General features: G+C 46.4%; 14 protein-coding genes. 9 read left to right on the top strand and 5 right to left on the bottom strand.

What is annotated here, in order from left to right:
* Positions 1–3: 3 nt before the first annotated feature.
* Positions 4–1,107, bottom strand: a complete 1,104-nt coding sequence (locus tag FBF61_RS25790) for a lactonase family protein (RefSeq protein ID WP_138482829.1) — start codon at positions 1,105–1,107, stop codon at positions 4–6.
* 116 nt (positions 1,108–1,223) lie between these two features.
* Here FBF61_RS25790 and FBF61_RS25785 point away from each other — a divergent pair, with 116 nt between their 5' ends.
* Positions 1,224–1,562, top strand: a complete 339-nt coding sequence (locus tag FBF61_RS25785) for a tRNA-binding protein (protein ID WP_138482826.1) — start codon at positions 1,224–1,226, stop codon at positions 1,560–1,562.
* A 100-nt stretch (positions 1,563–1,662) separates the two neighbouring features.
* Positions 1,663–3,894, top strand: a complete 2,232-nt coding sequence (locus FBF61_RS25780; RefSeq protein ID WP_138482824.1) for a heavy metal translocating P-type ATPase — start codon at positions 1,663–1,665, stop codon at positions 3,892–3,894.
* 2 nt (positions 3,895–3,896) lie between these two features.
* Here FBF61_RS25780 and FBF61_RS25775 read toward each other — a convergent pair whose 3' ends face one another.
* The gene (locus FBF61_RS25775; RefSeq protein WP_229215224.1) at positions 3,897–4,124 is read right to left on the bottom strand and encodes a DUF2281 domain-containing protein; all 228 of its coding nucleotides are present in this window, start codon (positions 4,122–4,124) and stop codon (positions 3,897–3,899) included.
* 236 nt (positions 4,125–4,360) lie between these two features.
* Between FBF61_RS25775 and FBF61_RS25770 the strand changes: the two genes are divergently transcribed.
* The 7 genes from FBF61_RS25770 to FBF61_RS25740 all read left to right on the top strand — a co-directional run bounded on the left by FBF61_RS25770 (position 4,361) and on the right by FBF61_RS25740 (position 10,111).
* A complete protein-coding gene (locus FBF61_RS25770; protein ID WP_138482821.1) occupies positions 4,361–4,570 on the top strand; it encodes a heavy-metal-associated domain-containing protein in 210 nt (69 codons plus the stop codon).
* A gap of 71 nt (positions 4,571–4,641) precedes the next feature.
* Positions 4,642–5,106 (top strand): HYC_CC_PP family protein, encoded by a 465-nt coding sequence (locus FBF61_RS25765; RefSeq protein ID WP_138482819.1) that lies wholly within the window; start codon positions 4,642–4,644, stop codon positions 5,104–5,106.
* Between the two features lie 112 nt (positions 5,107–5,218).
* Complete coding sequence (locus FBF61_RS25760) at positions 5,219–7,423, top strand: TonB-dependent receptor (protein WP_229215223.1); 2,205 nt, start codon at positions 5,219–5,221, stop codon at positions 7,421–7,423.
* 672 nt (positions 7,424–8,095) lie between these two features.
* The gene (locus tag FBF61_RS25755) at positions 8,096–8,668 is read left to right on the top strand and encodes a helix-turn-helix domain-containing protein (RefSeq protein WP_138482814.1); all 573 of its coding nucleotides are present in this window, start codon (positions 8,096–8,098) and stop codon (positions 8,666–8,668) included.
* 28 nt (positions 8,669–8,696) lie between these two features.
* Complete coding sequence (locus FBF61_RS25750; protein WP_138482812.1) at positions 8,697–8,942, top strand: heavy metal-binding domain-containing protein; 246 nt, start codon at positions 8,697–8,699, stop codon at positions 8,940–8,942.
* Between the two features lie 27 nt (positions 8,943–8,969).
* Positions 8,970–9,311 (top strand): heavy-metal-associated domain-containing protein, encoded by a 342-nt coding sequence (locus tag FBF61_RS25745; RefSeq protein WP_138482810.1) that lies wholly within the window; start codon positions 8,970–8,972, stop codon positions 9,309–9,311.
* A 56-nt stretch (positions 9,312–9,367) separates the two neighbouring features.
* Positions 9,368–10,111, top strand: coding sequence for a class I SAM-dependent methyltransferase (locus FBF61_RS25740; protein WP_138482808.1), 744 nt, complete (start codon positions 9,368–9,370; stop codon positions 10,109–10,111).
* Positions 10,112–10,113: 2 nt separating this feature from the next.
* Here FBF61_RS25740 and FBF61_RS25735 read toward each other — a convergent pair whose 3' ends face one another.
* The 3 genes from FBF61_RS25735 to FBF61_RS25725 form a co-directional block, all read right to left on the bottom strand.
* The gene (locus FBF61_RS25735; RefSeq protein ID WP_138482806.1) at positions 10,114–10,617 is read right to left on the bottom strand and encodes a DUF6691 family protein; all 504 of its coding nucleotides are present in this window, start codon (positions 10,615–10,617) and stop codon (positions 10,114–10,116) included.
* A 35-nt stretch (positions 10,618–10,652) separates the two neighbouring features.
* Positions 10,653–11,228 (bottom strand): YeeE/YedE family protein, encoded by a 576-nt coding sequence (locus tag FBF61_RS25730; RefSeq protein ID WP_138482804.1) that lies wholly within the window; start codon positions 11,226–11,228, stop codon positions 10,653–10,655.
* 108 nt (positions 11,229–11,336) lie between these two features.
* Positions 11,337–12,719, bottom strand: a complete 1,383-nt coding sequence (locus FBF61_RS25725) for an MBL fold metallo-hydrolase (protein ID WP_138482802.1) — start codon at positions 12,717–12,719, stop codon at positions 11,337–11,339.
* Positions 12,720–12,931 lie beyond the last annotated feature (212 nt).

Below are 12,931 nucleotides of genomic sequence, written 5' to 3'. Positions count from 1 at the left end.
CGGTCAGTAAAAAGCGACGCAGATCGGTGTTTTGATCCCAATGCTTTCATGCTTGAAAGTCAGTTTACCGGTAACTGCATCTACGTCGTAAACCACCAGATTATCGGTTGTCTGGTTCGCTACAATCATCAATTTCCCGGTAGGGTCAAAATTGAAGTCGCGGGGCGTGGAAATGGATCTGGTTTGCTGGTCAGTCATTTCCAGCTCACCATTTGCCTTGATCTTATACGCTGTAATGGAATTATGCCCACGGTTGGAAACGTAAACAAACTTTCCGTTGGGATGCAGGTGAATAGCAGCATTGGTATTTGGGGTTGTGAAATCAGCCGGCACATTGGCATAGGTCCCGATTGCGGTGATCACGCCCTTTTTATCCACAGAGCAGGAGGTCACGGTACCATCCAGTTCGTTCAGCAGGAATAATGATTTACCCGACGGATGCACTACCAAATGCCTCGGCCCGGCTCCTGGTTTTCCTGTAAAAAACGGCTGCGCAGGATTAGCGACCAGTTTTCCGGATTTGATATCGGCCACGTAATTCATCACTTTGTCACTCCCCAGATCAGTCACGTAAACATATTTCCCGTCAGGCGTGGAGCTGGCAAAATGTGCATGCGCTTTTTCCTGACGTTTGGTATTGGGGCCTGTGCCCGTATATTGTTCCGTATAGATCGGCGGCGTCACTTTTCCGTCGGCTTGTATGGTATAGGCCGAAAAACTTCCGCCCGTATAGTTGGCAGCAAAAGCCATTTTCCCCGAACTGTGAACCGCGACATGGCAAGGGTTCATCCCTTCCGACGACTGACTGTTGAGATAAGCCAGCTTATGATCCTGGCCAATTGCAAACGCTGTGATTTTATTATCTCCGGAAACCGCGTACAGGTTCTTTTTATTAGGAGAAATGGCCACATAACCGGGCCCAACACAGTTGTTAAACGTGTCTTTTAAGGTTATTTGGCCGGTGGAAAGATCAAGCTCGCAAAGAGATATCGAAGAGTTCGCTCCTTTATCCTGCGTACCTACATAAAAGGGAACTGTTTTATCCTGAAAAGCAAGAGCCGTAAAACCTGTGTGCAATAAGAGTGTCATCGCTATCAACTTTTTCATGAGAAGTTTTTATTATTGAAAATGGATCAACTTATGGATCAAAGTGAGATCCTGTACTTTTTTAATGGTTTTTTCCAATTTATAAACAATACCTGGTGCCATACCTCATGGAGCAAATGAACACTATAACCTGGCAAGACTTTGAAAATGTAGATTTAAGGGCAGGCACCATTGTAAGGGCAGAAGATTTCCCGAAAGCAAAAAAACCTGCATTCAAACTCTGGATCGATCTGGGCCCTGAAATAGGTATCAAACCAAGTTCCGCCCAAATCACCAAACGTTATAACAAAGAGGAACTGGTCGGCAGACAGGTTTTATGCGTGGTGAATTTCCCGCCCAAACAAATCGCTGATTTCAGGTCGGAAGTGCTCACTACCGGCTTCATTTTGCCGGATGGAGAGGTTATTCTTCCGGCCCCGGACTTTCCGGTGCCCAACGGCACCAGGCTAGCCTGAGAATATGTCCCCGAATGTGAATGATGTATCTTCCAGCCATAATTGTGTAATGCGGACGGTTTCCGATACCGTTAATTTTGTATTATCAATGTGAGCGAATATGGAAACGACAATAGCAACACAAAAAATTACGGTCCCGGTAACAGGCATGTCTTGTGCAGCCTGTGCGGTGAGCGTTGAATCAATGCTGAAACATACAGCCGGCGTGGCGGATGCTGGCGTCAATTATGCCAACCAATCGGTTTATATAGATTATTATCCGAAAGCAACCAACCTTCCGGCACTGGACCAGGTTTTACAGGGAATCGGCTACGGGCTGATTATTCAGGAAGACCAGGACGATGCCATTGCCGAACAGGACCACATCAGGCAGGAACATTATCAGGAGCTGAAAACCAATACGATCCGCACCGGGATCCTGACTGTCCCTATTGTGATCATCGGCATGTTTTTCATGGATCAGTCAAACCTTTACAACTATATCATGCTGGTGCTCACCCTTCCGGTGCTGGCTTTCTTTGGAAAAGACTTTTTTATCAACGCCTGGAAACAGGCCACGCATGGAAAAGCCAATATGGATACGCTGGTGGCGCTCAGCACAGGTGTAGCGTTCATTTTTAGCTCTTTCAACACATTTTTCCCTAAATTCTGGCATGCCAGGGGACTGCATCCGCATGTATATTTTGAGGCGGCTGCCGTTATCATTTTCTTCATTCTTCTTGGCAAGCTCATGGAAGAACGTGCCAAATCAAATACCTCGGATGCGCTGAAAAAACTGATCGGACTGCAGCCCAAAACTGTCCGGGTAATCCGGGATGGCGTTGAAGCAGAAATGAACATCAAGGAAGTAAGATCAGGAGATGAAATTGTTATCCGTTCCGGTGAAAAAATCCCTGTGGACGGAAAAGTAGTTAGCGGAAGTTCTTTTGTAGATGAAAGCTTAATGACCGGTGAACCTATCCCAGCCGAAAAAAAAGCGGGCGATCCGGTATTTGCGGGTACGATCAATCAGAATGGAAGTTTCAGTTTCATTGCTGAGAAAGTCGGGAAGAATACAGTTTTAGCTCAAATCATTAAAACGGTACAAGCTGCGCAGGGAAGCAAGGCGCCGGTTCAGCGTCTGGTGGATAAAATCGCGGGTATTTTTGTGCCAGTCGTGATCGGGATCGCAATCCTGACTTTTGTTGCCTGGATATTTTTGGGAGGGGAAAACGCTATCACCCATGCTTTGCTGGCAGCAGTTTCTGTGCTTGTTATAGCCTGTCCTTGTGCGCTCGGCCTGGCAACACCCACAGCCATGATGGTAGGCGTAGGCAAAGGAGCTGAAAACAATATCCTGATCCGGGATGCCGAAAGCCTGGAAAAAGCTTATAAAGTTGATACCGTGATCCTTGACAAAACAGGTACACTTACCGAAGGACATCCAAAAGTCACCGACTGGGTCTGGGCTGGCGGAGTTGAAAGCCAGGACTCACGTAAAGCCGCCGTCAAGGCATTGGAAAGCCGCTCCGAGCACCCTTTGGCTCAGGCTGTTGTGAATGAATTATCGGGTTTACGGCAGATTGACGTTGAGCAATTTGAATCCGTTACGGGCAGCGGTATACGGGGAACTGTAAATGCTGAAACTTACCTGATCGGGACATTTTCCTTCCTTGAAAAAGAAGGTATAATCCTGGATGATACGCTGAAAAATCAATCCCGGAATCTTCGGAACCAGGCTAAGACTGTTATTGGCGTGGCGGCCAGCGGAAAACACATCGCTCTGATCGCTATTGCAGACCAGTTGAAAGTCACCTCCGCGGAAGCCGTTTCGAAGCTGCAAAAGCAGGGAATTGAAGTGTTTATGCTCACAGGCGACAACGCCCAGACCGCAGCAGCAGTGGCCAAAGAAGTGGGCATTCAGGAGTATAGGGCAGAGCTGAAACCTGATGATAAAATGCAGTTTATCAAAAAACTGCAGTCCGAAGGTAAGATTGTGGCTATGGTAGGAGACGGCATCAACGATTCCCAGGCAATGGCGCAGGCGGATGTAAGCGTTGCAATGGGAAAAGGATCGGATATTGCGATGGATGTTGCAAAAATGACGCTCATTACCTCTGACTTGCTAGCCCTGCCGAAAGCTCTGAAATTGTCGAGAAAAACGGTTATTACCATCCGGCAGAACTTGTTTTGGGCATTTATTTACAACGTGATCGGCATTCCGGTCGCAGCCGGGATCTTGTACCCGTTCAACGGCTTCCTGCTCGATCCCATGATCGCAGGCGGGGCTATGGCATTAAGCTCGGTATCGGTGGTTTTGAATAGTTTGCGGCTGAAGGGGCTGAGGTTGTAGGGTTACCCAAGCGGCTCGTTGAAATCATCCGGCAGTGTAACGCTTCCTTTCATGCTTCCAAATCTGCGTTTTGGCTTATTTGCTGAAGACGAAACTATATCAGCATCTTCAACCACGGTCACGATTACTTTTCCATAGGGAATTGGAAGAGGTTCTTCCAGAAACAGCCTCCCGTTTTCGTATGTACCTTTTACCGATGTCTGCATCATTTTCATTTTTAATATATCCATAGTTAACAAATATCACCGAATCCAGTTTTGAGATATCCCCATGAAATGATGTACGATATCACAAGAGATTACCGAAAAATTGACATTAAGACGTGGCTTTTCAAAAAAGTAACGCGACCGCTCGAAAAAAAAACCAAAATTTCCCAAAACCAAAAACTCTGTAAATCATATTCATAATTCTGTAATAGTCCGCCGGGATTTGATGGCGATCTTTGCATAGAAGTAAAAACTTGAAAATGGAAACACTGAAATTTAAAACCAATATCAAATGCAGCGGCTGTATCGCAACTGTGACACCGTTCCTGAATGCTGACGACAATATCGAAAAATGGCAGGTTGACCTCCTGAGCCCAGAAAGGATTCTGACAGTTGAAACAGATCATTCCGCCGGAGAAGTGACCGAACTGGTAAATAAGGCAGGCTATACCGCAGAAGAAATAGCCTGATAATTAATATATTTGAATAAGAATTTGATAAAACGAAAGCCGATAGCTGACCGCCGAAAGCCGTAATCAAAATGAAAAACAAACTACATCAGTCACTTACCATCGTAATGGCGCTTCTGGTCCTGCTGAGCAGCACCGGGTTTGCGTTCATCGAGCATCAATGTATGATGCGCGGTAAGTCGGTGCAGCTTGTTTCTGAAAAAAAATCCGGGTCCTGCGAGACGAAAGTCGTTTCATCATGCTGCGCGAAAAGCAAAGCACTGAAAGAGTCCACAGGCGTATTTTTTAAAAAAACCGACTGCTGTAAGGAGAACCAGAAATTCGAAAAGCTCGACGTCCTTTCTTCGCTTACGCAGCATCTCGCAAAAGCATCAAAAGCCATTTCCGATGATATGCTCTGGTCGGTAAGATCCTTTTCGTTTATTCAAGCGGAATGGATTTTACCTTCATCGGAACGTTCTGACGTTATTATATCCTTCTCCTCGCTCTTTCACGGGCGCAGTATGCTCTTTTTCGTCCAGTCTTTCCTGATTTGATTGATTTGATTATCAGTATTTTAAATGCACAAATGGATTAAATTCCCTTTTGCGTCGGAATTCTTTTATTCAATGATTTCAAATAACGATGGTAAAATATTTGGTAGGAGGAATGCTGTTCCTCATTGCTATCTCGGTTTCAGCCCAGCGTATTACCGGCACCGTGAACGAACAACTCGCTGAAAGTAAAACATTAAGACCGATTACCGGTGCCAATGTTTATTGGTCTGGCACGTCCCAGGCCGTATCAACGGATACCGCGGGAAAATTTAGTATTCCCAGAATTACCCAGTCCAACTTGCTGGTGATCAGCTTTGTCGGCTTTCGAAACGATACAGTCAGAGTCGGAGCCGAGAGTGAGTTACAGGTTGTGCTTCAGAACGATCAGACACTCAATGAAGTGACCGTCCGGGGCAACGCGACCACTATCGACAGGCTCTCCCCACACCAGACCGAAATTATCACTACCCGGGCACTGGCCAAAGCTGCCTGCTGCAACCTCTCCGAAAGCTTCGAAACCAATGCGTCTGTGTCAGTTTCATACAGCGATGCAGTAACCGGGGCAAAGCAGATCCAGATGCTGGGGTTAAACGGAACTTACATCCAGACCAACATTGAAAACATCCCGTCTATCCGGGGGCTTGCTTCTACATTCGGGCTGAATTTTGTGCCCGGTACCTGGATCCAATCCATCGACATCGGAAAAGGTGCAGGATCGGTTGTAAATGGTTACGAATCCATGACCGGCCAGATCAACGTGGAACTTCAGAAACCGGACACCCGCGAGAAACTTTATCTTAATACTTATATAAACAGTTTTGGCCGGGCCGAAACAAACTTGAACCTCGCACATCAGCTGAATGAAAAATGGAGTACTGCCCTGCTAACCCATGCAAGCGCACTGCGAAGCCGTATCGATCAGAACAAGGATGGTTTCCTGGATCTTCCGCTCTATACGCAATATAATGTGGTCAACCGCTGGAAATACCAGAGTGAAAAGGTGATGGCGCAATTTGGCGTAAAAGCATTGTATGAAGACAGGCTCGGAGGTCAGAAAAATTTTAAATCCGAAATGAAAGGCAGCGATGCCGTTTACGGTTTTGGAGCGAAAGTAAACCGTTACGAGTTCTTTTCCAAGGTCGCGCGGCTGTTTCCCGACAAACCTTACAAAGGCCTTGGTCTAATAGTTAATGCCTCTTTGTATGATTCAAAATCCTATTTCGGACGTTCCAATTACAATGGCCGGCAGGAAACTTTGTACGGAAACCTGATCTATCAATCGATCATCGGCAATACCAACCATACTTACAAAGCCGGGCTGAGCTATCTCCTTGATCAATACAAAGAACGTTACCGGGACATGCCGCTGACCAGAAACGAGTCGGTGCCCGGTGCATTTTTCGAGTATACCTACAATCATCTCGACAAATTTGTGCTTGTAGGCGGTGGAAGGGTCGATTTTCATAATCTGTACGGGACGCAATGGACACCCAGGTTGCACCTGAAATACAATCTTACCGACGAAACCACGCTTCGTGCCTCGGTCGGAAAAGGATTCAGGGTAGCCAATCCGCTGGCCGAATATTATGGCAATCTGGTCAGTTCGAGAAGTGTTGTTTTCCGGGAGCAGATCCGCCCGGAAGTGTCGTGGAATTTCGGGGCAAGTGTTACGCAGGAATTCAAGCTCGGCGAGATGGATGGAAATCTGATTGTAGACTTTTACAGGACCAACTTTGACAATCAGCTTATTGCCGACATGGAAGATCCTCGTTACATTGTATTTTACAATCTGGAAGGTAAAGCCTATGCCAACAGCTTTCAGGCCGAGGCTAATTTGACGCCCCTCAAAAGATTCGAATTAAAGCTGGCTTACCGGCTATTTGACGTGAAGCAGACAATACGGGATATGAACAATGAAAATGTACTGCTGCCGCGCATGATGGTAAGCCGCGACAGGGTGCTTTTCAATGCGGGATATGCCCTTCCCTACGACAAATGGAAATTTGATGCGACTTTACAATGGAATGGAAAACGACGCATTCCGTACATGGGACCGGTTTCCGATCACCAGCATGAGGCGAGTACGATGGAATCTACCATGTCTCCGTCATTTTACAATCTAAATGCCCAGGTTACGCGCACCTTTCCTAAATGGGACATTTATATCGGCGGCGAAAACCTGACCCATTTCCGTCAGAAAGATCCGATCATGAATGCGAACTACCCTTTCGGGGAAAACTTTGACGCAGGAATGGCCTGGGGACCCGTTACCGGCCGAATGATTTATGCGGGAATACGTTATAAGATTATAAAATAAAGGAGAAAAGGGACGATGGAGGAAGGGGAAGACGGAGGAAGGGGAAGAAAGGAAGGAAAAGGAGAAACGAAGGAGAAGAACAAAAGCAGAAAAAACCCTAAAATAAACCAAACAACAAGAGCCCAACGGGCTCAAATACCTTAGGCCCGCGGCATCGCCCGGGACGAAGGAGAAGAACAAAAGCAGAAAAAAAAACCTAAAATAAACCAAACCACAAGAGCCCAACGGGCTCAAATACCTTAGGCCCGCGGCATCGCCCGGGACGAAGGAGAAGAACAAAAGCAGAAAAAAAATCTAAAATAAACCCAACAACCAGAGCGCAACGGGCTCAAATACCTTAGGCCCGCGGCATCGCCCGGGACGAAGGAGAACAACAAAAGCAGAAAAAAACCTAAAATAAACCAAACAACTAGAGCCCAACGGGCTCAAATACCTTAGGCCCGCGACATCGCCCGGGACGAAGGAGAACAACAAAAGCAAAAAAAATCTAAGATAAACCAAACAACCAGAGCGCAACGGGCTCAAATACCTTAGGCCCCCGGCATCGCCCGGGACGAAGGAGAAGAACAAAAGCAGAAAAAAAATCTAAAATAAACCCAACAACCAGAGCGCAACGGGCTCAAATACCATAGGCCCGTGGCATCGCCCGGGACGGATAAAATCAAAATCAATATGATATTACGGATAAAAAACATGGTGTGTGACCGCTGCAAGCGGGTCGTCCGTGAGGAGCTTGAAAAACTGGGCGTCGATCTTAAATTTGTAGAACTGGGCGAAGTAGAAACTCTGGCTGAAATTGACCCCGAAAAATTAAAAACCGTAAAAGATGTACTGGAAAGCAGCGGTTTTGAACTGCTGGATGACAAGCGGTCGGCATTGGTTGAGCATATCAAAACCCTGATTATTGAGGAAGTACAGCTTTTCAAGGGCCACAAGCCGGTGCAGATGAACTTTTCGGATTATCTTTCTGAAAAAATAGGTTATGAATATTCGTATTTGAGCAATCTTTTTTCCTCGGAAACCGGGCACACGATCGAACAATATATCATTGCTCAAAAAGTTGAAAAAGTAAAGGAATTGCTCTCCTACAATGAACTTACATTGAGCGAAATGGCCTGGCGGCTGTCATACAGCAGTACGGCGCATTTAAGTAACCAGTTTAAAAAAGTAACCGGCATGACACCGGGTGAATTTAAAAAGAGTACCGCGCACCCACGCAAAGCACTGGACCAGGTGGGGAATTAATCAAAAATATATTTTTAATTAAAAGACTATGAACAGGATACTATTCGCTTTGATCGTATTTTTTTCCGCAGCTTGCTCAGGGACCAATGAAAGTTCGGAAAAAACAGCGAACGCCGACGCAACACAGGCGACCAATGCAAAAACCTATGCATGCCCGATGCAATGCGAAGGCGATAAAACTTACACCCAGGCCGGCAAATGTCCGGTTTGTAAAATGGATTTAGAGGAAATAGCGCTGCTGGATACCGATTCCACTGCACATGACCACCAATAATAACTGACCACTATCATTTCAATTATCATGAAAAAGACAATCATATTATTTCTGACCATAGTTTTCTTTGGAGTCAACATTGCTTTTGCAGACGGCGACAAGGAAATTAAAATCAAAACTTCGGCAATATGCGAAATGTGCAAGGCCCGGATCGAGCGTAACCTCGGATTATCGAAAGGTGTGAAAGAGTCAAACCTCAATCTGAAAGATAAAGTTGTGACGGTCAAATATAATCCCGGTAAGACATCTCCCGAGGCGATCAAGGCGACTATTATCGGTACTGGTTATGATGCAGATGAGCAGGTGGCCAATCAGAAAGCCCACGATAAGCTGCCGAGCTGCTGCCGGAAAACTGCGGCTGCACATTAATGCGAAACGGGAAGTAAGTTATAGATACTTTTGCGGAACATTAACCATTATAGACCTTGGCCTGGTACCATACTTATTTTGAAGGGCTTCCTCAGGTTGCGTGGAAAGCGCATCAGGATGAAGAGTTCACCGAATACGAAGTTGATTTTCTGAGAGATGTATTGGAATTAACGTCGGAAAGTCAAGTTCTGGACGTACTTGCAGGCTATGGCCGCCATGCAGTGCCACTGGCGGAAGAAGGCATTAACCTGACCTGCGTCGACATTTCAACTGAATATTGCGACGAATTGCAGGACATTACCGAAAAAAAGAGGCTGCCGATCAATGTAATCTGTGCGGATATCCTTGACTACTCTTTTACAGAACAGCGATTTCACGCCGCATATTGTTTCGGAAACAGTTTCAGTTTTTTTCCGCGCATCGAAATGCAGCGTTTCATTTCCCGGATCGCCGAACTGCTGGCCCCGGGAGGACAATTTGCGATCCATACTGAAAATCTTGCCGAAAGTATCCTGCCCAACTTCCAGGCCCGGAACTGGATGCCGGTAAAAGGGGACATCATTTACCTTGCCGAAAACGAATACCACCCCGAAGGAGGGTTTATCGAGGCTGAACAGACCTTTATTCGTGGGACCGAAAAAGTGACGCATACCGTGCGCCAGCACATTTATACCCTCGCGGAAATATGTTTTATGTTCCAAACGGCCGGTCTGCAGGTTACCGGGACTTTTGGAAACCTGGAAGCCGATCCTTTTGTGTTGGGCGATGAGCAGCTGTATCTGGTCGCGCGAAAAAAATAATATCAGTGCGGGAGCCTGGATCTTAACAATCCGTAGGTCCAGGTTCCGCCAATAGCACTCAATAACGTCACGACCACAGCTAGAAAGCCGCTGCCGATCTGTGCAAAAAGCGGCCCGGGACAAGCCCCGGTAATAGCCCAGCCTACCCCGAAAAGAATCCCCCCGAAAATCTGTCCTTTGTCGAATGTTTTTGGCGAAATCACCACGTCTTCCTTCTGAAACGTTTGGATCTTGAATCTCCGGATCAGCTGGATAGAGATAAGTCCAACGAGCACCGCCGAGCCGATCACGCCATACATGTGAAATGAGTCAAACCGAAACATTTCCTGGATACGGAACCAGGAGACAATTTCTGCTTTTACAAAAACAACCCCGAAAAGTACTCCCACGATCAAATATTTGAGATTGGCCACAACACCTTCGGATTGCCGCTGGTGGTTGGCTCCGTCAAAAATCTCTTCTTCGCCCGCTAGCTGTGGTTTATTTTGAATGTTTGCTAAATCCATATTTGTTGCGATTATTTTTCTGTTAAAACCCGGCACTAACGTACCCAGTCCAATAATACCGGTAGCAGAAAATGCGTAGAAACAAGTCCGCCTACCATAAAGCTGATCGTTGCCACCAGCGACGGCCATTGGAGATTAGATAGCCCCATAATGGAGTGTCCGGAGGTACAGCCTCCAGCATAGCGCGTTCCGAATCCAACCAAAAATCCTCCAAAAACGAGAAAAATAACGCCTTTTGCAGAAAAAATATGAGATACAGAAAAGACCTCCTGCGGCATGAGTCCCGAAAAATCGGAGATACCCAATCGAGCGAGGGCGTTTTGCGTCTCAGGCGCAATGACAATTTCATGTGGATTGCCCAGGAAAAAAGTAGCTATAAAACCGCCCAAAGCAATTCCAGCTACAAAAAATAAATTCCACGCCTCTTTCCGCCAGTTATATTTAAAAAAAGAAATATTAGCAGGGATCACAGCCGCGCACATGTGCCGGAGCGTGGAAGAAATACCAAAGGATTTATTCCCCAAAAGCAGGAGTGCCGGAACTGTCAGGCCAATGATCGGTCCGGCGACATACCACGGCCACGGACCGCGAATAATTTCAAAAACATTCATAACATTATCCCAATTAATATATAGAGATTATAGGTTAATATAATAAAAAATAACCCCTGATTAGTTCAGGGATTACAAATCAAAATCTATTGGGTTCGCCTTTTGCGCCTAAACAACCGGCACTTCCGTTTTCGACACTTTTCCGAAACCGCCTTCAATATTGATTACATCATCAAAACCTCTCGATTTGAGGATGGAGGCTGCGATCATGGAACGATAGCCGCCCGCGCAATGAATATATAGCGACTGGTTTTTCGAAAATTCTTTCATCAGGTCATTGATATAGTCCAAAGGCAGGTTTTTGGCACCTTTTATATGTCCTGACTCAAATTCATCAGGCTTCCTGACATCAATCACCGCTATTTCGCCTGCTCCAAAACGCTCCTCAAACTCCTCGGCGGAAATCGACACGACCGAATCCGTTTCTTTTCCCGCTTTTTCCCAGGATTCAAAACCTCCGTTGAGATATCCGATGGTATAATCGTAGCCAACCCTCGCAAGACGTGTTACCACTTCTTCTTCCCGGCCCGGTTCGGTAACGATCAGGAGATTTTGTTTTAAATCGGGTATCAAAGCCCCAACCCAGGGTGCAAAGCCGCCGTCAATACCAATGTTGATCGAATTAGGAATAAAACCTTTCGCAAAGTCCGACTCGCTGCGGGTGTCAAGGATCAGAGCTCCGGTATTATTGGCCTTCGCCTCGAACGCTTCCGCCGAAAACGGCTGTGCTCCGCGTTCCAGCACATCATCGAAAGATTCATATCCTTCCCGGTTCATTTTTACATTTTCAGGAAAATATTGCGGAGGTTCGGGCAAACCGGCCGTAACCTCCGCAACAAACTCTTCCTTCGTCATATCTGACCTCAGGGCATAATTGAATTTCTTCTGATTGCCCAGCAGGTCGTAAGTTTCCTTGCTCATGTTTTTACCACAGGCAGAACCTGCACCGTGAGCCGGATACACAATAACGTCGTCCGGCAACGTCATGATTTTAGTCCGGAGACTGTCGAAAAGGATTCCTGCCAGGTCTTCCATCGTAATATCGCCTTTTTGGGCCAGGTCCGGCCGCCCTACATCACCTATGAATAATGTATCCCCGCTGAACAAGGCAACAGGTTTTCTGTTTTCGTCAAGAAGCAGATAACTGGTCGATTCCAGTGTGTGCCCCGGCGTATGCAGTGCTTTGATCACCACATTACCCAGCAGAAATTCCTCCCCGTCCTCCGCTATATGTGCTTTGAAACCAGTTTTGGCATTGGGTCCGTACACGATTTCCGCCCCGGTTTTTTCAGCAAGATCAATATGTCCTGAGACAAAATCCGCATGAAAATGGGTCTCGAAAACATATTTGATACCTGCTCCTGATTTTTCAGCCTTTCGTATGTAAGGCTCTACTTCACGCAAAGGATCTATCACAGCCGCCTCCCCGTTGGAAACAATAAAATAAGCACCCTGGGCAAGGCATCCCGTGTATATCTGTTCAATGTGCATAAGACAATTAAGAATGTGGTCACTTCTTAAACCAATAGCAATGCAGTTTTAGTTTCGGGGACGGGGTACAATAGGAGTTGGCGCTGGTTGAGGTGGCTCAGAAAAGCGGCACACATTTTTGCACATCATGATGCGAAATGGGAGTTCACAAAGGGATCAAGACCCGAAGGAGTTATGACGCTGATTTTAAGCAGGAAGTAACCAGAATGTTG

It is taken from the genome of Dyadobacter bucti (assembly GCF_005869225.1).
In the GTDB taxonomy this organism is placed as follows: Bacteria; Bacteroidota; Bacteroidia; order Cytophagales; family Spirosomataceae; genus Dyadobacter; species Dyadobacter bucti.
Note: the sequence above shows the minus strand (reverse complement) of the source record. Positions and strands in the feature narration are given on the sequence as shown.